Source organism: Flavobacterium album, from assembly GCF_003096035.1.
Classification (GTDB): Bacteria; Bacteroidota; Bacteroidia; order Flavobacteriales; family Flavobacteriaceae; genus Flavobacterium; species Flavobacterium album.
The window spans coordinates 276,718-301,884 of the sequence record NZ_CP029186.1 but is presented as its reverse complement, the minus strand read 5'-3'; the positions used below and the strand labels follow the sequence as shown (position 1 = coordinate 301,884).

Below are 25,167 nucleotides of genomic sequence, written 5' to 3'. Positions count from 1 at the left end.
TATCCATAGCCATAAAGGTAAATCAATTATTTACACCAATAGCCATTTTGCGTACACGAACCGCCCAAAACAGGATGACGGATTTTCAGGACGCCAACAATGACGGTTAGTAGGCTTCAATCCGTTCATTGGTCAAAAGTTTTAAAACCGCCGTGATACCGCCTGTACTTTTGATCCGAATTAAAAAACCAATGTCATGAAAAAATTAGCATTACTACTTATGATTGCCTCTTCCTTCCTTTCTTACGGTCAGGCAAAAAAGAAACAGATACTTGTGATAGGGACATTTCATTTTGAGAACCCCGGGCACGATGTTGCGCAGTTCAACAGTTTTGATGTAATGACCCCAAAGAGCCAGAAAGAGCTTGAGAACATAGCCAATAAAATAAAAGCCTTTTCACCGGACAAGATATTTGTAGAATGGCCTTATGAAAAACAGGCGTCGCTCGACAAGTTTTACAGCAGGGATGCCGACAGCCTGATAAGTAAAAAAGGTGACGAGATCGTGCAGGTGGCTTTACGTTCTGCTAAGAAACTTAACCATAAAAAATTGTACGCTATAGATTATAACCAAACCGTTTTTCCGTACGACAGCCTTATAGCCGAAATGAAAAAAGCAAAACAGGACGGACTTATACAACAAAGCGATGCTGCGATGAAAAAGTATGAAGCAACCGAAAACAAAAGGATAGCCACATATACGCTGACCCAATTGCTCCTTGAACACAACAAGCCCGAAGAAGATCATGAAAACATTGGGTGGTACCTAAGCATTGCTAACAGGGGTGGTGGCAACGGCAATTTCACGGGCGCTTACCTGGTATCGGAATGGTACCGCCGCAATCTGTATATGTATTCGCTTTTGCAAAGGCTTACCGATGCGGGAGACGACAAAGTGATGGTTATCCTGGGGGCAGGCCATACAGCAATGCTGCGTGAGTTCATTAAATACGACAATACTTTCGAAATCGTGGAGCTCAAAGATATATTGAAATGATAAAAGTAATTTTTGCAGCCGTTATCCTGATGCTGGGCGCCGCACAAAAGATGTTTTCGCAGGACATGCTTTCTAAAAAGCAGATGGTACATGATATCGATGTCATGGTGTACGGAATCAACTACTCGCATGTCAATCCGTATCACTACCGGAACAGGGAAGAGTGGGATATATTCGTAAAGCAGATGAAAGCGGGCCTGCCTGACAGCCTTTCAAATTTCGGATTCTGGCGGAAAACCGAGCAGTTGCTGGTATTCATGAACGATGCCCATACGCGTACCTATCCGTGGAAATATCGCGAGGAATATGTTGCACGCGGAGGGCTGTTCTTCCCGTTCAATATCCAAAAAAAGGATGGAGGCTATTATCCGCTTCAAAGCTTTAGCAGCAATTCTCAGGCAGATGCTTCCCGCAGGATCATCAGTATAAATGGCAGGCCAATGGATACGATTTATTCGGCAATGAAAAAACAATGTGGAAAAGAGCTTGACTTTCTGGATGAACGGGCAATATGTGAATCATTCCCCTATTATGTATGGAAAGTTTACGGATGGGAGCCGCCCTATGCTATTATGTATTCTGATATTGAAGCCCCAATTATGACTGAAGGCATTACGTATGGGCAGCTCGATAAAGCAGGTGCACCTTCCCAAAAGAAAGAGGTGTGTACCCTGACGTTCCCCAATGAAAGTTCGGCATTGATAACCATTGCCGATTTTGATACAAAACCGCGGAGCTATTACAGGAAATTCTATCGCAAAACATTCCGGGAGCTAAACAGGCGGGGGATAAAAAACCTGGTGATCGACCTTCGTGGCAACGATGGCGGTGATGACCGGTACTGCGAAGATATGGCACGCTACTTTGCCGGTAAGCCATTCCGCATATCCTCCCGCACAATGTGGAAAGTGACACCCGAGTTCCGGAAGAATTTTGCACAAATGTACATACCGGGCGTCCTGCGCTGGGCGAAATTCTTATACGGACTGAACGAGCATGCCGGTGCGATCCGTAAAACCAAAGACGGCACTGTAGCTGTTGTAGAACACAAAGAGCACAAGCCCTTCAGGTCTGCTCTGAAGCATCCGAAAAAAGTGTACCTTCTTATAGATAACGATACATTTTCTGCGAGTTCTATGTTCGCCGCCATGGTAAAAGACTACCGCCTTGGCATGCTCGTTGGACAGCCCACCGGCAACCTTTCCAGCTTTTATGCCGATCCCCTGATATGGTACATGCTCCCCAATAGCAGGATAACTTTCCAGGTTTCCACCAGCTTCAACGTGCGCCCCAGTGGTATGCCAGACAATGACAGCATTCAGCCGGATATTCTATTGCCGAAAAGTGAGGATGCGCTGGAGTACGTGGTGAAGTTAATAGGAGATTGATTTTTACCGTGAAAAATTGTGACAGTACAGTATTTACGACGGTGTTGTTTTACGAAATTCTCAAAAAACAGTTATCTTCGCATCACTAAATCAATAAACCGGTAATTTTACTGTAACATTTTTGTGTTTCGGTGGACTTATCAGTCTAACTATTAACTTTATTCGAATTATATGAAAAAACTTATTTTATTCCTTACCATGTCGCTGATGGTACTGCCTGTAAGGGCTGATGAGGGAATGTGGTTTTTGATGTTCATTGAGCGCCTTAACCACAGGGATATGCAAAAAATGGGCTTGCAGCTTACATCTGAAGAGATCTACAGCATCAACAACCACAGCCTTAAAGATGCCATTGTGCAGTTTAACGGCGGCTGTACTGCCGAGATCATATCTAAAGATGGCCTTGTGCTTACCAACCACCACTGCGGCTACGATGCCATTGCAGAACTTTCTACCCCTGAAGCGAACTACCTTAAAAATGGCTTTTGGGCGGCAAACCGTGCCGGAGAGCTAAAACCGAAAGAGCTGTCAGTGCGTTTCTTCGTAAGGATGGATGACGTTACAAAAAGGATATTGGGCAAGCTGACCCCGGGAATGACCGAAGCTGAAAGGGAAAAAGCCGTACAGCAGGAAAGCGCCCTTATTGAAAAAGAGAATAACGAAGGTGGGAAATATGTAGTTTCTGTACGCTCTTTCTTCCAGGGGAATGAGTACTACTATTTTGTGTACCAGGATTATAAAGATGTTCGCCTTGTAGGTACGCCCCCTGAGAGCATCGGTAAATTCGGTGGCGATACAGACAACTGGGAATGGCCGCGCCACACAGGGGATTTCTCTATGTTCCGCGTATATGCCAACCCCGACGGAAGCCCTGCGGAATATTCGGTTAACAATGTACCGCTTAAGCCAAAACACTACCTTCCTGTAAGCCTTAAAGGTGTTCAGGAGAACGATTTTGCCATGATACTTGGCTACCCTGGCCGTACCAACCGTTGGATGCCTGCGGGCGGTATCGAGCAGAACGTGAAGTTTGCTTACCCGGCATGGGTGGAATCATCTAAGCTGGGCATGGACAAAATGAAAGTGCACATGGATAAAAGCGACGAGGTGCGCCTTCACTATGCATCGCAATATGCAAGCGTGGCCAACTACTGGAAGAACCGCCAGGGTATGATCGATGCGCTTACCAAGCATAAGACCGCCGCCGAAAAGAAAATGGCTGAAGATAAATTCAACAAATGGGCAAACATGCCTGCGAATAAAGATAAATACGGCACTGTAATAGCCACGCTGAACAACTTCTATTCTAAAACGAATGAGAAGGCGCGCCATGACAACTACCTGGTGGGTATGCTGAGGACTGCTACTTTCGCAGCACTTCCGTATAGCCTGGGCCGTGGGCTTGAGGCGTATACCAATGCCAACGAAGCTGCAAGGGCTCAAATGCTTCCTGATCTTCAGGCGGGTATTGATGAGTCGTATGCAACATTATATATGCCGATAGAGAAAGACGTGCTTGCAGCACAGCTTAACCTTTATGCTACGAAAGCAGTTGGATACCCGATTGCTCCTTATGTAAAAGAGCTGGGTGATAAAAATGGCAATAACTTTACAGCGTATGTAAACGATGCTTTCAACTCAAGTATATTCGGTTCGAAAGAAAAGCTCGCTGCTTTCCTTCAAAACCCGAATGCTGAAGTGTTGAAAAAAGATGAGCTGTACAAGCTGTCTTCGGATCTTTTGACAAAATACAGGGCAAAATCGGATGAGCAAACCAAGCTGGATGCAGACTATTCAAAAGCATTCCGCCTTCTTGTTGAAGGTATGAGGGAGGCTAACCCAACTGCAAAATACTACCCTGACGCCAACAGCACACTGCGTTTGACATACGGTAAAGTAAGGTCGCTTCCTAAAGATAAGAGGAATGATGCCAAAGTGAACTACTATACCACAATGCAGGGTGAAGTGGCGAAATATAAGCCGAATGATGAGGAGTTCGACCTGCCTAAGAAACTTATTGATATGTACAACAAGAAGGATTTTGGCCAGTATGCAGACAAGAAAGGTTACATGCCGGTAAATTTCCTTACGGATAATGATATCACAGGCGGTAACTCAGGTTCGCCGGTACTTAACGGCAAAGGGGAGCTTATAGGCGTTGCTTTTGATGGTAACATCGAAGCTATGGCCGGAGACGTGATCTTTGACAAAGACCTGCAAAGGACGATCAATGTGGATATCCGTTATGTACTTTGGATCATCGACAAGTTCTCAGGAGCAAAACATATTGTTGACGAAATGACGATCGTTAGATAAGACGATTAGATAAAAGACGTTAGATAATAGATAGCCGCCCTGATGAAGGGCGGTTTTTTTATATTTGTAGCAGCAGATCTCACTATCTCTGATAAAATTATATGCGAAAAATTCTCATAACTGTATTCCTGCTTTGCTTTATTTGCGGGTGCAGTAACTTAAAACAAGAGCATACCAGCGATATGCTTAAAGATAGTAATCAAAGATTGGCCCGGCAATATACAGAACTCCAGACCGCCTCGACAGCATTCCTCTCGCGTGATTCACAAAAGCAATTTTTAGAAAAACTGGATACCTATATGGTTAAGAACTATCAGGAACTGTCGTCGGAAGGGGTGTCAAAAATGAAAATACTATTCCCTGTACTTACTGACAAAAGCAAAACCAAGGCTATAGTACTAGGGCTTAACAGGATTTCGGATAATATAGGCAGACGTGTAGATTGCGTTCGGTTTGTCAGTTGTCGGTACGTTAATAATCAGTGGTATTTTGCATTCAAACCTGGGTACACACATTTAATAACCTACACCGATGAGAATGAGCCATTGCTAACAGATGAAGAGGTCGCAAGAAGCACTATAACTACGGTAATGCAGTTGAATTACTATAAGGATAATAATACCAAAGCTTCTGAAAAATTATTTCAGTCTATTTTTTATTATCTATAATGTAAAAACATTATTATGGAGTATTTAATGAATGCCCGGTGATAAATCAAAAATAAATAGGTGAACGAATTTTCAGAATATGAGAAAATGCCCAAAAACTTCAATAGCCTTGGGCAGGATACAACAGCATTCAGTGAGTTGAACAAGCTAAAGTGGGCCGTGACCGAAAAGGTGCATGGCGCTAATTTCAGCTTTGTATACCGGGACAGGAAGCTGGCCTTTGCCAAAAGGAAAGAGTATCTGTCGTGGAGCGATGATTTTTTCGGTTTCCAGGAAGTCGTACATCAGCTTGAAGATAAAGTGCTGGCGCTTTTTGAACAGTTATCGGCAGACCTACCAGCAGAAAAATATATGCTGTATGGCGAGCTATTCGGGGGAAGCTACCCGCACCCGGAGGTTCTGCCGTATCCCAATGTACAAGCTATACAGACAGGGGTATACTACACCCCCGCAATAGGCTTTTGTGCCTTTGACATAGCCATAGTAAAAGATGGCACAAAAGCTTATCTTGACTATGAAGATGCTGTCGGTTATTTAGAAAGGTTCGGCATCTTTCATGCACGCGTCCTTTTTACCGGCAAATTGAATGAGGCACTGAATTTTAATACACGCATTAATTCCGCAGTGCCGGCACAGTTAGGATGGCCCGCGTTGGAAAATAACCTGATAGAAGGAGTAGTGATAAAACCATTGCGGCATAATGGGCTGATTGAAAATGATGAGCGCCCAATCCTGAAATTAAAGAATAAGGAGTTCGATGAGGAGAAGAAATTCCACGAAGCGGAGAAATGGTCCTATATACCCGGGGTAACAACGAATACGGAGCAGATAGGGTTTCTTTTAGAAGAGATACGCACTTATTTAACTGATAACCGCCTTAACAGTGTGATCTCCAAGATCGGCAGCCTGGACTTTACTAATGCCGACCGGTTAGCTGCCATCCACGCCGAATACCTGCGGGATATGCTGGAGGATTTTAATATCGACAATAAAGGAGTTCTTGATGAGATTACACCTTCGCAAAAAGAGTGGCTTATAAATAGGCTGAATGCAGAAATAACAATTAGTATAGGTCAAAGAAGGAAATTCATGTAAGATTTGTTTTCAGCAATAAGCCAATTATAAATCTATTTGGTAAATTTGGCAAAATTCCATTTGATGCGAACACACTTCATAGCTATAGGCGGCGCGGCCATGCACAACCTTGCGCTGGCCCTTCACGATAAAGGATATCATGTAACCGGCAGCGACGATGCTATTTTTGAGCCATCGCGAACACGCCTCGAAAAGAAAGGGTTATTGCCTGCCGAACTGAGCTGGTTTCCCGAAAAGATTACACCGGATATAGAAGCCATTATCCTGGGCATGCACGCCAAAGCTGATAATCCTGAACTGCTTAAGGCGCAGGAACTCGGGCTCACCATCTATTCGTATCCTGAATTCCTTTACGAGCAAAGCAAGAACAAGACCCGTGTCGTTATCGGTGGTTCGCATGGCAAGACGACCATTTCCAGCATGATACTGCATGTCATGAAATACCACAATATTGAAGTGGATTATATGGTAGGCGCACAATTGGAAGGTTTCGATAACATGGTACACCTGACGGAGGACAACGATTTTATTGTGCTCGAAGGCGACGAATACCTGTCATCCCCAATGGACCGCAGACCGAAATTTCACCTCTACCAGCCTAACATTGCCCTGATAAGTGGCATCGCGTGGGATCATATCAATGTGTTCCCTACCTACGAAAATTATGTAGAGCAGTTCGAGATATTTATCGAAAAGATAACCAACGGAGGAATACTTGTGTACAACGAGAACGACCCCGAAGTAAAGCGCGTGGCCGAAGCAGCGACCAACCCAATCCGCAAGCTGCCGTACCACACGCCGGAATATACTGTGAACAACGGAACCACCTACCTCGAAACCCCCGAAGGCCCAATGCCGATTGAGGTGTTCGGGGCACACAACCTGAACAATCTGGCCGGAGCCAAATGGATATGCCAGAACATGGGTGTAGATGAAGCCGACTTCTACGAGGCTATAGCGACCTTTAAAGGAGCAAGCAAGCGCCTTGAGAAAATTGCGGAGAATGGAAAGAATGTCGCATACAAAGATTTTGCGCATTCCCCGAGCAAAGTAGCCGCCACCACCAAAGCTGTAAAAGAACAATACCCGGACCGCACGCTTATCGCATGCCTGGAGCTGCACACCTACAGCAGCCTCAACGCCGAATTTTTAAAAGAATATGAAGGGGCGCTCGATGCTGCCGATGTAGCTGTTGTGTTCTACAGCCCGGATGCGGTAAAGATCAAGCAGCTTGAAGAAGTTACTTATGAGCAGATCGCCAAAGCCTTTAACCGACAGGACCTGATCATTTATACCAATCCTGCTGCCTTTAAGGAATACCTCTTCCACCTGAAATACGATACTGAAGGAATAGCGTTATTGCTCATGAGCTCCGGTAATTACGGCGGGCTTAATTTTGATGAGGTGAAAACATTGCTTTAATCGCGTGGTTTTGGAGAGAGGTGATCGGCCATCACATTATTCTTTCCGCAACACCACCACGTTTTTTACAGAAAGCCGTTGGTTAAGCCAGTCCGCAAATTTTTCCGTATCGGCTTTGTTAAGGGCCTTTGGTGCGGCGTAGATTACTGCGGTAAATGCTGTAATACTGTCTTTGCCGGTAAGCATCTCATTCCTGGAAACCGACATTGAAACGATCTGTGGGAACAATGCCCGGGATTCATTTAGCAGTTGTTTTGTATCGAACTTATTTTGCTCGAGGTTCTTCTCTAATTGTACGATCTTCGCATCCCGTACATTAATCTCGTTTTCAGAACTTTTAATTTCATTGAGTATATCGCCCTTCAGCGCTGTAAAGCGGTCGGTGGTATCCTGTCTTATAATTAGGTTTGTACCGGTCAGGTAATGGTAGCCGTTTATGTGTGCTTTCAACGAATCGATCTCGCTGTCACTAAACCTTTTTTGTAAAAAAGCCAGTTCCAGCTTCTTCTTTCCGGCATTAAAGTCGCTTTTCTTAAATACCACAGTATAGCCCTTTGAGGTAAATTCATTTTCAACAAACAGGTCGGCATTTTTCCGGAACTGCTGTTCGCGGTACAGCGACCATGCCAGGTAGCCGCTGGGCACCAGCATTATGATGATCAGTATTGTAATGGTGACTTTTACCTGTTTTTGCTGCCTTTCGTTCACCTGTTTTTTCGGTGGGTACTTTAAGTATTTAATAATAAGGAATGTCGCTATCCCTATAAATACGCAGTTAATGCTGTACAGGTAAAAAGCACCAAGAAAATAGGCCCATTGTCCTGTGGCTATGCCATACCCTGCGGTACACAGCGGGGGCATCAAAGCAGTCGCGATAGCAACACCCGGTATAGGGTTGCCTTTCTCTACACGCGTAACGGCGATTACGCCAACAACGCCACCGAAAAAGGCTATCAGTATATCATAGATATTCGGTGCTGTGCGCGCCAGTAGTTCTGATTGTACATCTTTAAAAGGGCTTATAAAAAAGTAAAAGGTAGATACACTCAGGCTTACAACGGTAGCTATAAGCAGGTTGATCAATGATTTTTTAAGCAGTGCAAAATCATAAATGCCCAGTGCAAACCCTGCGCCTACGATAGGCCCCATAAGCGGTGAGATAAGCATTGCGCCAATGATAACAGCGGTCGAATTTACATTGAGTCCAACCGACGCCACCAGTATCGCACATGCCAGTATCCATAGGTTGGCGCCTTTAAAGGTAATGTTCCTTGAGATGGTCTCGAGGGTTTTTTCCTTATCATCTTCGCCTTCGCTAAGGTTGAAGATCGTCCTGAATTTTGCCATAAGAATAGTTTGTAATTCAAATTACAAAAAATTGCAACGGCATCAAAATTTATAGGAATTTCTTAAGAAGTAGAATGCTATTTCTTTTGGTACCTGTAATGCCCTGTTACTTTATAATCAAACAGGCAGTCGTTAAGGTTTTGGCCGCCGCCAATGTTGTGCACCACCATATACCCGTCACTATTTTTTTCGGATTTTCTATTGACTACAATCCCAATATGCGGCAGGTTGCCCGACAGCATCCAGGTAACAATATCGCCGGGCTTGTAGTCGGCAGCTTTATCGGTAACGGGAAGTGATGTGCCTTTTCGGGTGAAGAATACCTGCAAATTCGGGACACGCCTGTGGTCGATATTGGTATCGGGGCTTTTCAATCCCCAGCTTTTCGGGTATTTGGAAAAATTGGCCTTCATATCTTCATGCACTTCTTTTTGGAGGTCGATGTTGAGTTTCCGGTAAGCCCGTATCACCACATCGGTACACACACCTTTGCCTTTGGGCACGTCGCCATTGGGGTAAGGGATTTTAAAATAAGTGCCGTCATAGCGCACATCATCTTTCGTAAGGGAAATTGCTGCATCGGACAGCTTTTCAGCAAATGTCTTTTCAACAGGGGAAGCACAGGCAAATCCCAACAGGAATAAAAGTAAGAGGTGTTTCATGACGAATAATTTTTAAAACTAACGACAGAAAATTTTATAATAGTATGCCGATGGTTTATGAATTTACTTAAATTCGTACAAATTCCCTTAACCATGGAAGAAACACAAGGCACATTTTCTATAAAATACTGGGCTGAGGACGACCAACCCCGAGAAAAGCTGATGCTGAAAGGCAGGGCTGCACTCAGTGATGCCGAGCTGATAGCGATCCTTATCGGTTCCGGTAGCCGCAACGAGAGTGCCGTACAGCTTAGCAAGCGTATACTCTCAAGTGTAGACAACAACCTGAACGCACTGGGCAAGCAGTCGCTGCAGCAGCTTATGAATTTTAAGGGAATAGGGGAGGCGAAAGCCATAACGATCGCCGCCGCAATGGAGCTCGGCCGGAGAAGGAGGGAAGAAGAAACCGTTGACTTAAAAAAGATAACATCGAGCCGTGCGGTTTTCGAAATCATGCAGCCCATTATAGGCGAATTGCCGCATGAGGAATTTTGGATATTGTACCTCAATAATTCCAATAAGGTCATTTACAAATCGCAGCTGAGCAAGGGCGGTATTACCGGAACGGTGGTAGATGTGCGGATTGTATTCAAGTCGGCTTTAGAGCAAAGTGCGGTCGCTATAATCCTTTGCCATAACCATCCGTCAGGCGTTTTGCAGGCCAGTGAGCAGGACAAACAGATAACCCGCGAGCTCAAAGCCGCCGGGAATACACTAAGCATCAATGTGCTCGACCATGTTATCGTGACCGAAAACGGCTATCTGAGCTTTGCAGATATGGGGATTCTGTGAATTATTGTCATTTCTCAAATGACCGGTTTTCCATTTCGATCGGAGCTTGCGGAGAGAGAAATCTCAGAAAATCATTGTAACAAATTGAGATTTCTCCTTCGTCGAAAAGGAAGAACATGTTTGTACTATTTGTTCAAACTTTTCCGAACTTGTATTTTTAAAACCTTCTAAATTTAATAAACGAACCTGCTTTCAATTAAACAACTTCCTAAACTCCAGTGGCGACACATTCGTCTTCGATTTAAACAGCTTACTAAACGATTGCGGGTACTCAAATCCTAATTGGAAAGCTATTTCACTTACGGATAATGGTGTCGTGGTCAAAATTTCTTTCGCTTTCTCGATCAGCTTGTTATGGATGTGCTGCTGTGCGTTCTGCCCGGTGTAGGTGCGGAGCATATCGCTCAGGTATCCCGGCGATACATTGAGCTTTGCGGCAATATCTTTTACCGTAGGCAGGGCAGCCGTTTTATTTTCAGAAGAAAAATGCTCTTCAAAAACGCGTTCGAGCTTTACCAACAGGTCGTTGTGCGCCACTTTGCGGGTCATGAACTGCCTGTTGTAAAAGCGGTTAGAATAGTTGAGCAGCAGCTCTATGTGCGACATAATGAGATCATGGCTAAAACCGTCCATGGTGGAGTGGTATTCCTGCTCGATATTCTTCATGATGCCTTCGATCATAGATTCTTCCTTTTGTGAAAGGTAGAGCGCTTCGGTAACATCATAAGAGAAGAACTCGTATTCCTTTATTTTTTTGCCCAACGGGTAACTCCTTAAAAAATCGGGATGAAAGATAAGCATCTGCCCGCCCCTCGGATTCTCCCCGGGCCCGCTTTGGTAGCACAGCTGCCCCGGCGCGATGAACGACATCATGCCTTCGTCAAAATCATAATAGCCCTGGCCGTAGCGCACTTTGCCTGTAAATTCCTTTTTGATAGCTATGATATAAAGGTTTATAATCATTCCGCGTCCCCATTCGTTTAGTTCGGGTTCAACATCTTTAAAGCTGATCATGCTTATCAGCGGATGCTCGGGCCCCGGAAGGTTCAGGAAGCGGTGCATTTCCGAAACAGAATCGATATGTATGGGTGATTGTGCAGTTGGCTTCATTTTAGGAATTTTTGAAAAAGGATATGGTAAAGATAGGATTATTGTTTAATTGAATTTCTCTAAACCTAACCAAAACTCTTATTGTGTAACTGTAAATAAAGCAGGAGTAAGCAGGTTCGAGTGAAGCTCGGCATCAAATATTTCACGTAAAAATCAAGGAAGGATTTCGCGTTGGGAGAAGGAGAGCGATCCACGAGCGGCGCGCAGCAGGCCGCGGCTTGGGTCGCGATGCAAAAATCCGTAGATTTTAAGTGAAATATTTGTGGCCTTGAACTTTTGCTTCTTTTGTTTCAAGACAAAAGAAGAATGCCTACAAAGTCCCCATATCAATAACAAAACGATACCGCACATCGCCTTTCAGCATCCTTTCAAAAGCATTGTTGATGTTTTTAATATCGATAATCTCAATGTCAGACACGATATTATGTTCAGCACAAAAATCAAGCATTTCCTGTGTTTCGGGCATTCCTCCTGCACCGGATCCTGCTACTGTCTTATTGCCGGATGCCAATGTAAACGCTGACACTTCCAGCGGTTTGACCGGCATCCCTACATTAATATAAGTCCCGTTCGTCCTTAACATGGCCAGGTAAGGTGCAATCTCATGGTCGGCGGCCACGGTATCCAGTATAAAGTCGAACGTTGCGGCCACTGCTGCAGTTTCTTCAGGGTTTTTAGTTACCACAAAATGGTGCGCTCCCAGCGCTTTGGCATCCTCGCGTTTCGATTCTGATGTGCTAAGTACAGTCACATCGGCACCAAAAGCCAATCCGAATTTTACCCCAAGGTGTCCCAGTCCTCCAAGCCCTACGACAGCTAATTTATGCCCTTTGCCTACTTTCCACTTCCGCAAAGGCGAGTAGGTTGTAATACCGGCACAAAGCAACGGGGCTACGGCGGCAAGGTCCAGCTTTTCGGAAATAAGGTGTACATACCGCTCGTGTACCACGATAGTATTGCTGTAACCGCCATAAGCAGGCTGGCCTTCCCTGTCAAGGTTGTTGTAGGTAAGCACGCCGCCCTCAAGGCAAAATTGTTCCTGCCCGTTATCGCAATTCTCGCAATGCTGGCAGGAATCTACCATCACGCCCACGCCGGCATGGTCGCCAATGCTGAATTTCTTTACATGTGCCCCGGTAGCAACGATCCTGCCTACAATCTCGTGTCCCGGCACCATAGGAAACAACCCCGGAAACCACTCGTTTTTGATGAGGTGGAGATCTGTATGGCATACACCGCAATACAATATTTCTATCTGTACATCGTGCGGCCCTACGTTGCGGCGCTCAAAATCCCACGGTGCTAGGTCTGTTTCTGCATTTTGGGCTGCATACCCTTTCGCTTGTATCATGGTTTTATTTTTATAATTCGACAGGCAAATATCAGTACGTATTTCAATCCGGAAGTATCCAAAACAAATATTGTTGTATCCAAAATGAAGGTGCCACATTTTTAAGGATATTTTATGTATTATCAACTTGTTAATCTGCTATGTGGATGGTGTATGATGCTGTAACTTTATAATAAAAATTGCTATGGACAACTACACCATGACCTTTGTATATGATGGCGATTTCGATCTCCCCGATGCCCCGGCTATACGCGACAGGGAACTTCCGCAGATGGTACTTGAGAAGATGGAGCAGGGTCAGTTCCAGTTGGTAGATTTTAACCTCTCCGAGAATTACGATCGTCATATCATCGATACTTACATTAAGGATCCCGCGCTGCACCGTTCCGTCCTTGAGATCCGTCTGGATATGAGCCGTTCTGATATGAAAACACGCGAGGCTATTCATGCACGCTGCCTTCAGGCCATGCGCGACGGCGGCCTTACGCTGAGCCGTGCTCACGAGAACGACGACCCTGAGCAGGGGCTGCTGCAAAGCCTTATTGTTTTTGAGAAGAAAGACAGTTATAGCGCAACGGCATAGTATTACAAGCCACACTGCTTTTGCAGGATAACTATGCCTTCCCGTTAACATTATTCCCTTTTGATTTTGCTGTTATATTCCCTAACTTGCAGGACATATAACGATTTGCATGATCAGCACAAAAAACATACGCTTTTCCTATGGGAAAGGCACCGATTTCAATTTTCCCGATATCACCGCATCAGGTGGTACGAGCCTCCTGATAACAGGTGGATCGGGTAAAGGGAAAACTACGCTTCTGCACCTCCTTGGAGGGCTCCTGCGGCCACAGCAGGGGGAGGTTATTATTGAGAATACCAATATTGCAGAGCTTTCAGAGAAAAAACTCGATTATTTTCGCGGTAAGAATATCGGGCTTGTATTACAGCAGGCTTACTTCGTGGCATCACTAAACGTACTCGAGAATGTAGTGCTTGCTTCTTGGCTCGCCAGCGGAAAACAGGCCATGCAAAAGGCAAAAGACCTTTTGGCACAGCTTGGCCTTACAGAACATTTGCATAAGCTGCCTTCGCAACTGAGTATCGGGCAGCAGCAACGGGTTTCCATCGCACGTGCGCTTATCAATGAGCCAAAACTTTTGCTTGCCGATGAGCCTACCTCAAGCCTTGATGACGAGAATGCTTTCAAAGTTGCCGATATGCTCGATTTGCTGGCAAAGCAATACGGTACCGCACTGGTTATCGTTACCCACGACCAAAGGCTGAAAGACCGTTTCCCTAACCAAATCTCCCTGTCATGATCACAAAAATAGCCTGGAAAAATATTTGGTTCAAGCCGCTTAATACTGCATTGAGCATCATTTTGCTGACAGCCAGTGTTGCCATTATCACATTGCTCATATTGCTGGAAGAGCAGTTCGAAAAGAAATTCAGCGATAATATCGACGGTATCGACCTCGTGCTTGGCGCGCAGGGAAGTCCGTTGCAATTGATACTTTCATCAGTGTACCAGGTGGATGCCCCAACAGGCAACATCGACTACACCGAAGCAAAGAAATGGATGAAGAGCCGAATGGTGAAGACAGCGATACCATTAGCTTTTGGCGATAATTACAGGGGATTCCGCATCGTAGGCACTACCCACGATTACCTTACGAAATATGGCGCTAAAATAACCGATGGAAAATCCTTTGAAAAGAATTTTGAAGTAGTGGCAGGAAGCGCCGTTGCCGAAAAGATGAAGCTAAAAGTAGGGGATAAGTTCTTCGGCTCCCATGGCGACTCCGAAGAAGGAGAACTGCACAAGGACCACGCCTACATTGTAACCGGCATTGCTTCGCCTACAGGCAAAGTGGTCGACAACCTGATACTTTCCAATATCCAAAGCGTATGGGCCATGCACGACCACGAGCATGCAGAAGGTGAGGAAGGTCATGACCACGAACACGAAGGTATTGCCGAAGAAGCACACGATCACGATAACCATGACCATGCGGTAGAAGCGGCAGCACCGGAACATGAAGACGCGCATGATCATGACGCAGCAACAGAAGCTGAACATGACCACGGCCACGAAGACGCGCAGATAAGCGAAGAAGGCAAAGAGATTACGGCAGTACTGATAAAATTCCGCAGCAAGATGGGGATCGTTACCTGGCCCCGCCTCATCCCGCAAAACACCAAAATGCAGGCTGCTTCGCCGGCTATAGAGATTAACAGGCTGTTCACGCTGTTCGGTATCGGACTGGACGCGCTGCAATACCTGGCATACGGCATCATGCTCATCAGTGGCATCAGCATTTTCATTGCATTGTACAATACATTAAAAGAAAGGAAATACGAATTCGCGCTGCTTCGCGTTAATGGTGCAAGCCGCCTGCAATTGCTGTCGCTCGTGCTTATAGAAAGCCTGCTGCTGTGCGTTACCGGATTTATATTTGGAACGATTGTTGGTAGGATAGCATTAAGCCTGATATCCGGCTCGTCTGAAGATGAATTTAAAATGTCCTTCAATCCCTTCGAGTTTGTATGGGAAAAAGAAGGATATTTATTTCTGCTCACTATCTTTGTGGGGATTTTAGCGGCGGTCATACCGGCTATAAAAGCATACGGACTAAATATTTCAAAAACACTTGCAAATGCGTAAGACACTTTTCATTGCAGCCCTTCTCCTTTCAGGATTTTTCCTTGCTTCTGTTGGTTCGCCTTCAGGCAGCATTGCTACACAAAAAAACACTACGGCCCCGGTATCCGACACGCTTACCTGGAAATTGCTGGGCCAGATAAAATACATCAAAAAGCCAAGCGCCGATTATCCCGAAGGGGTAATGTACCCGGTGGTGAACACTGCGCTCAAGGCGAAGAATAAAAAGCAGGTCGTAATGAGCGGCTTTATCATCCCCATTGATAATAAGAACTATGCATTGAGCAAAAATGTTTTTGCATCGTGCTTCTTTTGCGGACAGGCTGGTCCGGAAACCATTATGGGGCTTCATTTCAAAAATACTGCAACGAAGCTGAAAACTGACCAGTATGTTACGATTACCGGCACGTTTCGCTACAATGATTCGGATGTAGACGACTGGATCTACCACGTGGATAACGCTGTTATTACAAAAGGCAACTAATGAGGATAGCCGGGAAAAAAGCTGTTTTTTTTGACCTCGACCATACATTATGGGACTTCGAGAAAAATTCGGCTATCACCTTCAGGACTATATTTGCAAAGCACGGCCTTAATATCGATGCCGAAAAGTTCATCGAACTGTATGTGCCCATAAACGACAGGTACTGGAAGCTGTTCCGTGACGGCCTCATTACGCAGGAGGAATTGCGCTATGGCCGCCTGAAGGAAGGCTTCAGCCAGGTTGGGTTTGAAGCCGATGACGAATTGGTACATGCGCTTGCCGCAGACTATATTAGGCTACTTCCCGACAGCAATCACCTGTTTGAGGGGGCTATCGAAATACTCGACTACCTGAAGCCAAAATACAGCCTTCATATTATAACCAACGGTTTTCACGAAGTGCAGGCCGGAAAGCTGAAGAACTCCAATATCGAGCATTATTTTGAGACGATAACCAATTCGGATATGGCGGGCTGCAAAAAGCCCCATGCCGGGATATTCGAATATGCATTGAAGGCTGCCAATGCCGAAAAGGGCCACAGCATCATGATAGGCGACTGCATTGAAGCCGATGTGCAGGGAGCCATTGACTTTGGGCTCGACGCTATTTATTTTAATGAATTCAGGAAAGAGGCGCACCCTTCTGTAAAGCAGGTGCACCATTTGCTGGAGCTTAAGGACTTACTTTAAATTATGAAAAAGATACTATTACTGCTTACCTTGCTAATTTCGGGACTTTGCTCCTCACAAACTGTAAATGACTATAAATACCTTGTTGTTCCGGTAAAATTTGACTTCTTTAAAGAGGAGAATAAGTATAACCTGAACATGCTGACCAAGATGATGTTTGAAAAGTATGGGTTTACAGTATACCAGGCGGGCCAGAAAATGCCGGATGAGGTGGCGCTTGATAAATGTAAAGCGCTATATGGTACTTTAGAATCCGATTCAGGTGTGCTGACGACTGCCCTTTATATAACGATAAAGGATTGTGACGGAAAGGAGCTCTTCAGGTCCACCAAAGGTGTAAGCAAGATAAAAGATTTTAAACAGGCTTATTATGAGGCCTTAAGAGAAGCTGCCGTATCCCTTGAATCTCTGAATTACCAGTATTCGGGCAAAGATGCTGCGGCAATAGCCAACGAGGTAAGGACGGCTCCAAAGCAAACGGCCCCTGCGACAAGTATTTCTTCACCTGAAACCATTGCACCTGAAAAACCGATCCAGGTAAGTAATGAGAACCAACTTTTTGCACAGCCGATTGCTAACGGCTACCAACTGGTTGACATGACACCTAAAGTGGTGCTCAAAATGTACAAGACTTCCCAACCGGATAATTTTACCGCACAGGGCGAAGGCAAAAACGGCGTTGTATTCAAAAAAGGCAACGAATGGTTTTTTGAATACTACCAAAATGAAAAGCTGGTTTCCGAAAAACTGAATATTAAGTTTTGATTCTAAGTTGCTAAGGTTCTGAGGAGCTTAGAACCTTAGCAACTTAGAACCTCAGAACCTTCTCAATATCCATACTTCCCTTTCCATCTTCTCCTTAAAAACTCCCGGTCGGCGTTTTCGCGGCTGCTGTTGCCCGGTTCATAAAAAACGGTATTCCTTATTTCATCGGGCAGGAATTCCTGTTCGGCAAAGTTATTCTCATAGTCATGGGCATACTTATAATCGTCGCCGTAGCCCAGTTCCTTCATTAGTTTCGTAGGGGCATTGCGCAGGTGAAGCGGCACGGGCAGGTCACCGGTTTGCTTTACTACCTGTTGTGCTTTGCCTATCGCCATATAGGTAGCATTACCCTTTGGAGAAGTAGCAAGGTAAACAGCACACTGGCTTAATATAATGCGCGATTCCGGATAGCCAATGGTGCCCACCGCCTGGAAGGTATTGTTCGCCATAATGAGCGCGGTAGGGTTGGCATTGCCAATATCTTCCGAAGCCAGTATGAGCATCCTGCGGGCAATGAACTTCAGGTCTTCGCCTCCTTCTATCATCCGGGCCAGCCAGTAAACAGCCCCATTAGGGTCGCTGCCCCGCATTGATTTTATAAAGGCAGAGATAATGTCGTAATGCTGTTCGCCGGTCTTGTCATAAAGCACCGTATTCTTTTGTGCCAACTGCATTACCCTGTCGTTAGTGATTGTTATATCGTCGCCTTCGCTGGCATTTACCACAAGCTCAAAAATATTCAGCAGCTTCCTGCCATCTCCACCCGAAAGCCGCAGCAGTGCCTCGGTTTCTTTCAGGTTGATGTTTTTCTGTTTCAGGTAAGTATCGGCTTCCATAGCGCGGTGCAGCAATGCCTCAAGGTCTTCCCTGGTGAATGGATTCAGCACATATACCTGACATCTTGACAATAGAGCGGGTATTACCTCAAAGCTTGGGTTTTCGGTCGTAGCGCCAATCAGTGTCACCCAGCCTTTTTCTACCGCTGCCAATAGCGAATCCTGCTGTGATTTGCTAAAGCGGTGGATCTCATCGATGAATAATATCGGATTTTTTGCAGTGAAAAGGCCGCCGCTCTGCTTTGCTTTGTCAATCACTTCGCGAACGTCTTTCACCCCGGCATTAATGGCGCTCAATACATAAAAAGGGCGGTTGCTTTCCTGTGCCATGATCTGTGCCAACGTTGTTTTTCCGGTGCCGGGTGGACCCCACAGGATCAGTGACGGAATAATGCCCCTCGCTATCTGGTGGGTTAACGAGCCGTTAGGCCCCACCAGGTGCTGCTGGCTGATGTATTCAGATAAATGCTGCGGGCGTATGCGTTCGGCTAAAGGTGCTTCCATAATGTAAAATTACGCATTATTAGTTTGTATTTTGAATAGCAGTATTCCTAAACCGGGTTAAAATTATAGCTGACAATTTAACAGGAAAATTTTTTTGGTTATGTTTTTGACGTGCTTCAGGCATGAAAGACAACAGGGACGACCATTTAGTATTTTCGCCTTCGGTAGTAGCTTGGCCGCTCTATTTTGTGCTTACGCTCTGGATCGTGTACTGGGTAGAGGTGCGGTTCAATATTTATCTTAACGACTATGGTATCCTGCCGCGTACCTTTACCGGCCTCCGCGGTATCGTTTTCAGCCCCTTCCTTCACGGCGGATTGGAGCATCTGTACAACAATTCCGTTGCCCTGCTGGTACTTATCGCTGCCCTGAGGTATTTCTACAGGAAGCAGGCGTTGCAGGTAATGGTTTATGGAATCCTGCTTTCGGGGGCGTTCACGTGGCTGATTGGCCGGGAGTCCTACCATATCGGGGCAAGCGGCCTCATTTATGTGCTGGTTAGCTTTATTTTCTTTAAAGGGATACAGACAGGCTATTACCGGCTGGTAGCGCTTTCGCTGATGGTTGTTGTGCTGTATGGAGGGATGATATGGTATATTTTTCCGGATATTGAACAGGGCATTTCCTGGGAAGGGCATCTTGGAGGGTTTCTTTCAGGCTTCCTTTTCTCACGGCTTTATAAGACCCCTGAATATAAAAAGGAAATCGTATACGATTGGCAACGCCCGGATTTCGACCCGAAAAACGATCCGTTCATGAAACGCTTTGACGAGCATGGCAATTTCGTCAACCCGCCGAAGCCTGAAGATATAGAAGTGGTAGACTACGAAATACTCAGCCCGCCAACCCCCGAAATAAAGGTAGTGTATCTGTGCCGAAACAATCCGGATTCGTGATTTTAATAAATTTTTCCTGATAGCTTACGCTTTTAGCAATTTCAAAATAGATTTTGGACTGTAGGTTATTAAATTTTTACAACGAATTCATATCTCTTAAAGAAATGTTAAGTAAACAAGATTTAATGCGCTTAAAAATTTAATAGCATTTTCCGTTGCGAAGTTAAATCACGCTTAATATGCCTCTTTTTTATACAGGGTAGTTTTGTGGCTTCATAATAAAACACAACACCCAATGAAAAAGATCTACTTACTTCTCATGGTGCTTTGTGGTATAGGGGCAGAGGCACAAACCTTATTCCCATACCTTCAGGCGCCGTCACCGACATCAATTTACGTGAATTGGAAAACGTCGGCCAACCCCGAATCCATTGTAGAATACGGAACTACGCCAACCGCGCTTACCAACACAGTTACCGGTACCAACCAGGTAATGTCTGACACAGGCTACCCCGCCAACTATTTTTACCACACCGTACATGTAACCGGTCTTACGGCCAATACTAAGTACTACTATCGTATTAAGACCGGTTCTGAGGTTTCTGCCGTTTACAACTTTAAGACCCTTCCACTGCCGGGGCAGGCCGCTACTGCCGACGGACACCTTCGTTTCCTTATAATGGGGGATAACCAGATGAGGAACGAGCCAAGGTTTGACTCACTGGTTGCTTCTGCAAAAAGGAAGATCGCCGAAAAATGGGGCATTGAGAACGATCCTGCGGATAACATTGCACTTACCGTAATGGTGGGTGACCAGGTAGACGTTGGTACGCTCGACCACTACGAGAACGTACACTTCAGGAAAAACAAAGGCCTTTCGGGCTACCTCCCTATTCAGACCCTTGTAGGTAACCACGAGACCTACGGAACGCTTGCCATGCAGGCGTACTACGATCATTATATCCTTGACGGCATGAGTTATCAGGGAATATCATCAGGTACCGAAAATTACTATGCTAACCAGGTTGGGAACACGCTGTTCATAGCTATGGATACCGAGCATACCAGCGCACAGCAGCTTGCATGGGTAGCGCAGGTGGTAGAGGCGGCCGATAATGACAACACAGTTGACTGGATCATATCTCTCGGGCACAGGCCCTACCAGGCAGAACAATATGTAGGGGATATTTCGCCGTGGGTACGCAACAATGCCATGCCGCTGCTTACAGCTTCATCAAAGCACATTCTGCACATTGGCGCGCACCACCACCTGTACCACAGGGGGCAGCTTAAGAACACGCCAACCTACCAGATCATCTCAGGTGGTGTGGCATGGGACCAGTACTGGGGAATGGCTGTAGAGCAAAACTTTGAAGATGTTCAGAAAACCATCTCCAACTGGCTGTACCAGATTATTGATATCGACGTGAACAATGGTACTTTCGATGTTGACGCGTATTCAATAGGCAGCGTTTACCAATGGAAGAATAACCAGCTGATGGACGAGTTCCACCGCTATTTGGGGCTGGATGTACCGGCACAGCCAACAATTACCAACGAGCTTACAGGTAATGATGTCGAGCTTCCGCTAACGCTTGAAACATCTGCCTACAGCACTACAACCAACCAGGAATTGAACTCTACACAATTCATGATCGGCAAGACGCAGGATTTCAGCATCGTCGAAAAAGATGTATACAGGGACTTTGAAGATCTTTTCGGGCCTGTAGGTACGCAGGTGGACAGCACCGCTAACGTAAACCTGAATGTGGACATTACCAAACTGACACTTGCCCCGGGCGACCTGCCCAATGGCCAGTACTTTGTAAAGGCACGCCACCGCGACCGCAACCTGAACTGGAGCCAGTGGAGCGAAGTAAAGTCGTTCAACATTATCAACAGTACATTTGCCGATACGCAGATACAGCTCGACACACTTGCATACCTTCCGAATACGCCAATAATCGTTTCGTTTGCCGATACACCGGGCAACAGCACCGATTGGTTCGGGCTCTATAAAGACGGCCAGACACCGGGCAGTTCCACGCCATCTATACAATGGGCCTATACAGGAGGCCAGGTAAGCGGTACGCACACGTTCACATCAGGACTTTCCCAAACGGGTTGGTACTATATAGCATTGTTTGAAAATGATGGCTACACCGAAATTGCCGACAGGGTATATTTTTATGTGGGGCCAAATGTTATCCTTACTACCAGCCAGCCGGCCTACCAGTCGGGCGAGGCCGTTACCGTAAATTTTACAGATGCGCCGAATCTCGCGCTCGACTGGATTGGCGTCTACAAGGTAGGGCAGGTGCCCGGCCAGGTGAATTCAACGGCATGGAGCTACGTGACGGCACCAGGAGGCAGCTTTACCTTCAATGGCCTTGCTGACGGATATTACTACGCACAATACATGCTGCAGGACGGGTACAATAAAGTAGGCGAAAAGGTATTCTTCCAGATCGGATCGATGATCACGCAGCTTGCCATCAATAAGACTGTTTACAACCTTAATGAAAACATCATCGCTACATGGACGGATGCTCCGGGAATCATCAAAGACTGGATCGGTATTTATCATGGAGGCGACGAGCCGAATGTTGACCCGTTGGTAAGCTATACGTACTTTGACGGCCAGCCGGAAGGCACAATGTCTTTACCGGACGATAAGCTTCCTACGGAACCGGGCGATTACTTTATCGTGATCTTTACCGATGACTCATACAACGAGGTTTCTAACAGGATAAACTTTGAGGTACTTGGAGATACGAATGGTACAGAAGAGTGGCAGGGCCAGCAATCGCTTATGGTATATCCTAACCCGGCGAAAGCAGGTGAGCGCACCTTTATAAAATCGAAATACCGCGTCGATCAAATTGATATGTTCGATATGACAGGCAACCTGTTCTATACATCTAAAAATGTTGAGGATTATAATTTCTCACTCATCAACCAGAGCCTGCCCACAGGTACGTACATACTGAAGATACATTCTAATAAAGTATATACGGTGAAGCTTATAGTTAACTAATATACATTATATATTAATACAATCAGGGCGGCCATTGGCCGCCCTGATTTGTTATGTCTAATTTTTAAATTATTTGATTCAGGCAGGAGTGAAGCTCAATCTGAAATCTGAAATTACCCCCTCTGCCTCACCGCTTCATACAAAAAAGCCCCGCATGCTACCGATACATTTAGTGAGCCTATGGTACCGAACATTGGCAGTTTGGCTTTTTCATCCACGATCTTCAATACCGATGGGTTAATGCCCCTGTCTTCCGATCCCATGATGATAGCTACAGGTTCGTTCAGCGAAATATCATAGATGTTGTTATCAGTTTTCTCGGTGGCAGCTACAGTTTTAATGCCCGACCCCTGAAGGTGGAAAATAGCATCCTTAATATGCTCTACTTTACAGATAGGCACATTGAATACCGCGCCGGCCGATGTCTTTACCGTATCGCCGTTTACCGGGGCCGAACCCTGTTTTTGAACGATGATACCGTCAACACCTGTACACTCTGCTGTACGGATGATAGCCCCAAAATTGCGGGCATCCGATAATTGGTCAAGGATAAGGAATAGCGGCGTTTTTCCGCTTTCCATAACTGTTTCCACCAATGTTTCCAGGTTATGGAAAGCAATAGGGGCAATAGTAGCTACGGCTCCCTGGTGGTTATTGGGTGTAAGTCGGTTCAGCTTTTCTACCGGTACATAGGAGAAATTTACATTTAAGCGCTTCATGGTTTTCATGAGGTCGCGCATCAGGTCGCCGTCGGCATCCTTCTGTATAAATACTTTGTCTATTTCCTTGCGGGAGTTCAGGGCTTCGATAATAGCCCGTATACCGAATATCTGGTGTTCTTTTTCCATAAGGCAAAGGTATAAAAAAACCATCCCGTTTTGGGATGGTTTAATGGCAATATTATAAAGGCTAATATTCGTCTTCCTCAAAGCCCGTCCTTCTGGTACCGGCAAAAGTGAGTACCGTTCCGGGATCGTAGTCGTAAACAGCTTTAAAATAAATGCTGTCAGTAACCCCACCTGATTTGGAATGGCCTGCGCCTTTAAGGATCTTCCCTTCGGTAATGGTTACAACGGAGCCATCGGAAGTGTTATCAGCCTCCGTAGCGCTGAAAGTAAGGTTGTCAAGGTTGTAATCAAGCTCAGCTTCGGTATACCATCCGGTAAAAGTATCGTCTGATCCAACCCTGTCAGTGATATACAGATTACCGTCCATATCATACAACTTGTGCAGTGCATGCTCTACAACCACATTCCCATCCGGATCAGCTATGTCGATCCAGAATTCGCCATTCATCTGTTGGGTAGTTGTACCACCTGCATTATAATCGGCATACCCGTCCTCCTCGCATGCAGTAAAGGCTGCCAGAGAGAATACGCCGAAAAGTATAAGCTTTATATTGAATTTTATATTCTTCATGAGAGTTTGCTTTTAAAATTGAACCTGTTCTAATGTTGATACAAAGGTGTAATGAGTAACTGGTGGGGTAGTATCCCATGATGTTGTAAGTACAAGTGTCTTCGTTGCAGGATCAACTTCAAGGCTTTCTATTTCCGATGATCCTCCAAAATAGAGATTGGTTTGCGTTCCCGGAAAGCTAAAATCATTCGTAGTAATATCATTCGCTACAATGACACCACCCGGCGTTTCAGAATTAGCTATTGCGCGGGCAAACAGGTACCATCCGCCAAATGAATCAGATACCTGATAAGTCCCATTTGCGTTTTTCCATATAAGGATATATTCTATATCAGTATACGCAGAAGAAGGATTTCCCTGTGACCCATTTCTGAATACTGTTGAAGTATATACACCCTCGATACTGTTTACCAGGTCTCCCGTATTGGCAACTATTACCTGTCTCGTTGATACTCCTGAAAAACCATCCTCATTCATAGCCGAATACTGTACAGTATATACGTCGGCAATATTCGTGTCAAGGGTACCTGTAAAAACGTTGCCACGATACCTTCCTATGTAGGTAGTAGTAACCGGAACCTCATTCCCGTCGATTGTTGCAGTAGCTCCCGGGTCGGTAAATGGTTCTCCCTGATGAACAAATATCACATCATCCCCCGCAACAGTTATCACCGGATAATTAGTTATGGAAGAATGAATCGGTTCATCCGGGCTGCAAGAGGTAAAAGCGAGAACTATCGCCAGTAACCCCAATCCTTTTTTATATATATTTCTCATAGTTTTT

At 45.4% G+C, this 25,167-nt stretch carries 23 protein-coding genes; 15 read left to right on the top strand and 8 right to left on the bottom strand.

Going from position 1 to position 25,167, the window contains the following annotated elements; genetic code table 11:
• The first annotated feature begins 196 nt into the window (after window positions 1-196).
• The 6 genes from HYN59_RS01360 to HYN59_RS01335 all read left to right on the top strand — a co-directional run bounded on the left by HYN59_RS01360 (window position 197) and on the right by HYN59_RS01335 (window position 7,886).
• Window positions 197-997 (top strand): DUF5694 domain-containing protein, encoded by an 801-nt coding sequence (locus HYN59_RS01360; protein ID WP_108776556.1) that lies wholly within the window; start codon window positions 197-199, stop codon window positions 995-997.
• Window positions 994-2,385 carry a S41 family peptidase gene (locus HYN59_RS01355; RefSeq protein WP_108776555.1) on the top strand — a complete coding sequence of 464 codons (1,392 nt, stop codon included), beginning with the start codon at window positions 994-996 and terminating at the stop codon, window positions 2,383-2,385. Before HYN59_RS01360 ends, HYN59_RS01355 begins: the two co-directional genes overlap by 4 nt.
• Window positions 2,386-2,556: 171 nt before the next feature.
• Window positions 2,557-4,701: a S46 family peptidase gene (locus tag HYN59_RS01350; protein ID WP_108776554.1), complete on the top strand. Its 2,145-nt coding sequence runs from the start codon at window positions 2,557-2,559 to the stop codon at window positions 4,699-4,701.
• 101 nt (window positions 4,702-4,802) lie between these two features.
• Window positions 4,803-5,369, top strand: coding sequence for a hypothetical protein (locus HYN59_RS01345; protein ID WP_108776553.1), 567 nt, complete (start codon window positions 4,803-4,805; stop codon window positions 5,367-5,369).
• A 60-nt stretch (window positions 5,370-5,429) separates the two neighbouring features.
• Window positions 5,430-6,464 (top strand): RNA ligase family protein, encoded by a 1,035-nt coding sequence (locus HYN59_RS01340; protein WP_108776552.1) that lies wholly within the window; start codon window positions 5,430-5,432, stop codon window positions 6,462-6,464.
• A 63-nt stretch (window positions 6,465-6,527) separates the two neighbouring features.
• Window positions 6,528-7,886 (top strand): UDP-N-acetylmuramate--L-alanine ligase, encoded by a 1,359-nt coding sequence (locus HYN59_RS01335; RefSeq protein WP_108776551.1) that lies wholly within the window; start codon window positions 6,528-6,530, stop codon window positions 7,884-7,886.
• Between the two features lie 36 nt (window positions 7,887-7,922).
• Here HYN59_RS01335 and HYN59_RS01330 read toward each other — a convergent pair whose 3' ends face one another.
• A complete protein-coding gene (locus tag HYN59_RS01330) occupies window positions 7,923-9,233 on the bottom strand; it encodes a DUF389 domain-containing protein (RefSeq protein WP_108776550.1) in 1,311 nt (436 codons plus the stop codon).
• 77 nt (window positions 9,234-9,310) lie between these two features.
• Window positions 9,311-9,895, bottom strand: coding sequence for a DUF1287 domain-containing protein (locus HYN59_RS01325; protein WP_108776549.1), 585 nt, complete (start codon window positions 9,893-9,895; stop codon window positions 9,311-9,313).
• A 93-nt stretch (window positions 9,896-9,988) separates the two neighbouring features.
• Between HYN59_RS01325 and radC the strand changes: the two genes are divergently transcribed.
• Entirely contained in the window at window positions 9,989-10,687 is a 699-nt protein-coding gene (gene radC, locus HYN59_RS01320) for a RadC family protein (protein ID WP_108776548.1), read from the top strand.
• Window positions 10,688-10,879: 192 nt separating this feature from the next.
• Here the strand turns inward: radC and HYN59_RS01315 are convergent, their stop codons facing one another.
• Together HYN59_RS01315 and HYN59_RS01310 are read right to left on the bottom strand one after the other, a co-directional pair.
• A complete protein-coding gene (locus tag HYN59_RS01315; RefSeq protein WP_108776547.1) occupies window positions 10,880-11,797 on the bottom strand; it encodes a helix-turn-helix domain-containing protein in 918 nt (305 codons plus the stop codon).
• A gap of 310 nt (window positions 11,798-12,107) precedes the next feature.
• Window positions 12,108-13,148, bottom strand: a complete 1,041-nt coding sequence (locus HYN59_RS01310) for an NAD(P)-dependent alcohol dehydrogenase (RefSeq protein ID WP_108776546.1) — start codon at window positions 13,146-13,148, stop codon at window positions 12,108-12,110.
• Between the two features lie 184 nt (window positions 13,149-13,332).
• Here HYN59_RS01310 and HYN59_RS01305 point away from each other — a divergent pair, with 184 nt between their 5' ends.
• The 6 genes from HYN59_RS01305 to HYN59_RS01280 all read left to right on the top strand — a co-directional run bounded on the left by HYN59_RS01305 (window position 13,333) and on the right by HYN59_RS01280 (window position 17,751).
• Window positions 13,333-13,731 carry a hypothetical protein gene (locus tag HYN59_RS01305; protein WP_108776545.1) on the top strand — a complete coding sequence of 133 codons (399 nt, stop codon included), beginning with the start codon at window positions 13,333-13,335 and terminating at the stop codon, window positions 13,729-13,731.
• A gap of 109 nt (window positions 13,732-13,840) precedes the next feature.
• Window positions 13,841-14,470, top strand: a complete 630-nt coding sequence (locus HYN59_RS01300; RefSeq protein ID WP_108776544.1) for an ABC transporter ATP-binding protein — start codon at window positions 13,841-13,843, stop codon at window positions 14,468-14,470.
• Complete coding sequence (locus HYN59_RS01295) at window positions 14,467-15,816, top strand: ABC transporter permease (RefSeq protein WP_108776543.1); 1,350 nt, start codon at window positions 14,467-14,469, stop codon at window positions 15,814-15,816. The genes HYN59_RS01300 and HYN59_RS01295 overlap by 4 nt, the downstream gene beginning before the upstream one ends.
• Window positions 15,809-16,297, top strand: a complete 489-nt coding sequence (locus HYN59_RS01290; protein WP_108776542.1) for a hypothetical protein — start codon at window positions 15,809-15,811, stop codon at window positions 16,295-16,297. The genes HYN59_RS01295 and HYN59_RS01290 overlap by 8 nt, the downstream gene beginning before the upstream one ends.
• Window positions 16,297-16,986, top strand: coding sequence for a YjjG family noncanonical pyrimidine nucleotidase (locus HYN59_RS01285; RefSeq protein WP_108776541.1), 690 nt, complete (start codon window positions 16,297-16,299; stop codon window positions 16,984-16,986). The genes HYN59_RS01290 and HYN59_RS01285 overlap by 1 nt, the downstream gene beginning before the upstream one ends.
• 3 nt (window positions 16,987-16,989) lie before the next feature.
• Window positions 16,990-17,751: a hypothetical protein gene (locus HYN59_RS01280; protein ID WP_108776540.1), complete on the top strand. Its 762-nt coding sequence runs from the start codon at window positions 16,990-16,992 to the stop codon at window positions 17,749-17,751.
• 62 nt (window positions 17,752-17,813) lie between these two features.
• Here HYN59_RS01280 and HYN59_RS01275 read toward each other — a convergent pair whose 3' ends face one another.
• Window positions 17,814-19,091, bottom strand: coding sequence for a replication-associated recombination protein A (locus tag HYN59_RS01275; protein WP_108776539.1), 1,278 nt, complete (start codon window positions 19,089-19,091; stop codon window positions 17,814-17,816).
• A gap of 122 nt (window positions 19,092-19,213) precedes the next feature.
• Here HYN59_RS01275 and HYN59_RS01270 point away from each other — a divergent pair, with 122 nt between their 5' ends.
• Both HYN59_RS01270 and HYN59_RS01265 read left to right on the top strand, forming a co-directional pair.
• Window positions 19,214-19,987: a rhomboid family intramembrane serine protease gene (locus HYN59_RS01270; protein ID WP_108776538.1), complete on the top strand. Its 774-nt coding sequence runs from the start codon at window positions 19,214-19,216 to the stop codon at window positions 19,985-19,987.
• A 235-nt stretch (window positions 19,988-20,222) separates the two neighbouring features.
• Window positions 20,223-22,964, top strand: a complete 2,742-nt coding sequence (locus HYN59_RS01265) for a fibronectin type III domain-containing protein (RefSeq protein WP_108776537.1) — start codon at window positions 20,223-20,225, stop codon at window positions 22,962-22,964.
• A 113-nt stretch (window positions 22,965-23,077) separates the two neighbouring features.
• On the opposite strand, the gene rlmB is transcribed toward HYN59_RS01265, so the two are convergent.
• The 3 genes from rlmB to HYN59_RS01250 all read right to left on the bottom strand — a co-directional run bounded on the left by rlmB (window position 23,078) and on the right by HYN59_RS01250 (window position 25,160).
• Window positions 23,078-23,812 carry a 23S rRNA (guanosine(2251)-2'-O)-methyltransferase RlmB gene (gene rlmB / locus HYN59_RS01260; protein WP_108776536.1) on the bottom strand — a complete coding sequence of 245 codons (735 nt, stop codon included), beginning with the start codon at window positions 23,810-23,812 and terminating at the stop codon, window positions 23,078-23,080.
• Between the two features lie 61 nt (window positions 23,813-23,873).
• Window positions 23,874-24,383 carry a lipid-binding protein gene (locus HYN59_RS01255; protein WP_108776535.1) on the bottom strand — a complete coding sequence of 170 codons (510 nt, stop codon included), beginning with the start codon at window positions 24,381-24,383 and terminating at the stop codon, window positions 23,874-23,876.
• Window positions 24,384-24,395: 12 nt separating this feature from the next.
• On the bottom strand, window positions 24,396-25,160 hold the full coding sequence (locus HYN59_RS01250) for an immunoglobulin-like domain-containing protein (RefSeq protein WP_108776534.1): 765 nt from the start codon (window positions 25,158-25,160) through the stop codon (window positions 24,396-24,398).
• Between the last annotated feature and the right edge of the window lie 7 nt (window positions 25,161-25,167).

Excerpts from the sequence above, each read along its gene's own strand:
- HYN59_RS01280 (WP_108776540.1), top strand. The coding sequence starts at position 16,990 with ATGAAAAAGATACTATTACTGCTTACCTTGCTAATTTCGGGACTTTGC.
- HYN59_RS01250 (WP_108776534.1), bottom strand. The coding sequence starts at position 25,160 with ATGAGAAATATATATAAAAAAGGATTGGGGTTACTGGCGATAGTTCTC.
- HYN59_RS01345 (WP_108776553.1), top strand. The coding sequence starts at position 4,803 with ATGCGAAAAATTCTCATAACTGTATTCCTGCTTTGCTTTATTTGCGGG.
- HYN59_RS01290 (WP_108776542.1), top strand. The coding sequence starts at position 15,809 with ATGCGTAAGACACTTTTCATTGCAGCCCTTCTCCTTTCAGGATTTTTC.
- HYN59_RS01360 (WP_108776556.1), top strand. The coding sequence starts at position 197 with ATGAAAAAATTAGCATTACTACTTATGATTGCCTCTTCCTTCCTTTCT.
- HYN59_RS01285 (WP_108776541.1), top strand. The coding sequence starts at position 16,297 with ATGAGGATAGCCGGGAAAAAAGCTGTTTTTTTTGACCTCGACCATACA.
- HYN59_RS01335 (WP_108776551.1), top strand. The coding sequence starts at position 6,528 with ATGCGAACACACTTCATAGCTATAGGCGGCGCGGCCATGCACAACCTT.
- HYN59_RS01325 (WP_108776549.1), bottom strand. The coding sequence starts at position 9,895 with ATGAAACACCTCTTACTTTTATTCCTGTTGGGATTTGCCTGTGCTTCC.
- HYN59_RS01275 (WP_108776539.1), bottom strand. The coding sequence starts at position 19,091 with ATGGAAGCACCTTTAGCCGAACGCATACGCCCGCAGCATTTATCTGAA.
- HYN59_RS01310 (WP_108776546.1), bottom strand. The coding sequence starts at position 13,148 with ATGATACAAGCGAAAGGGTATGCAGCCCAAAATGCAGAAACAGACCTA.
- HYN59_RS01355 (WP_108776555.1), top strand. The coding sequence starts at position 994 with ATGATAAAAGTAATTTTTGCAGCCGTTATCCTGATGCTGGGCGCCGCA.
- radC (WP_108776548.1), top strand. The coding sequence starts at position 9,989 with ATGGAAGAAACACAAGGCACATTTTCTATAAAATACTGGGCTGAGGAC.
- HYN59_RS01295 (WP_108776543.1), top strand. The coding sequence starts at position 14,467 with ATGATCACAAAAATAGCCTGGAAAAATATTTGGTTCAAGCCGCTTAAT.
- HYN59_RS01300 (WP_108776544.1), top strand. The coding sequence starts at position 13,841 with ATGATCAGCACAAAAAACATACGCTTTTCCTATGGGAAAGGCACCGAT.
- HYN59_RS01315 (WP_108776547.1), bottom strand. The coding sequence starts at position 11,797 with ATGAAGCCAACTGCACAATCACCCATACATATCGATTCTGTTTCGGAA.
- HYN59_RS01350 (WP_108776554.1), top strand. The coding sequence starts at position 2,557 with ATGAAAAAACTTATTTTATTCCTTACCATGTCGCTGATGGTACTGCCT.
- HYN59_RS01305 (WP_108776545.1), top strand. The coding sequence starts at position 13,333 with ATGGACAACTACACCATGACCTTTGTATATGATGGCGATTTCGATCTC.
- HYN59_RS01330 (WP_108776550.1), bottom strand. The coding sequence starts at position 9,233 with ATGGCAAAATTCAGGACGATCTTCAACCTTAGCGAAGGCGAAGATGAT.
- rlmB (WP_108776536.1), bottom strand. The coding sequence starts at position 23,812 with ATGGAAAAAGAACACCAGATATTCGGTATACGGGCTATTATCGAAGCC.
- HYN59_RS01270 (WP_108776538.1), top strand. The coding sequence starts at position 19,214 with ATGAAAGACAACAGGGACGACCATTTAGTATTTTCGCCTTCGGTAGTA.
- HYN59_RS01265 (WP_108776537.1), top strand. The coding sequence starts at position 20,223 with ATGAAAAAGATCTACTTACTTCTCATGGTGCTTTGTGGTATAGGGGCA.
- HYN59_RS01255 (WP_108776535.1), bottom strand. The coding sequence starts at position 24,383 with ATGAAGAATATAAAATTCAATATAAAGCTTATACTTTTCGGCGTATTC.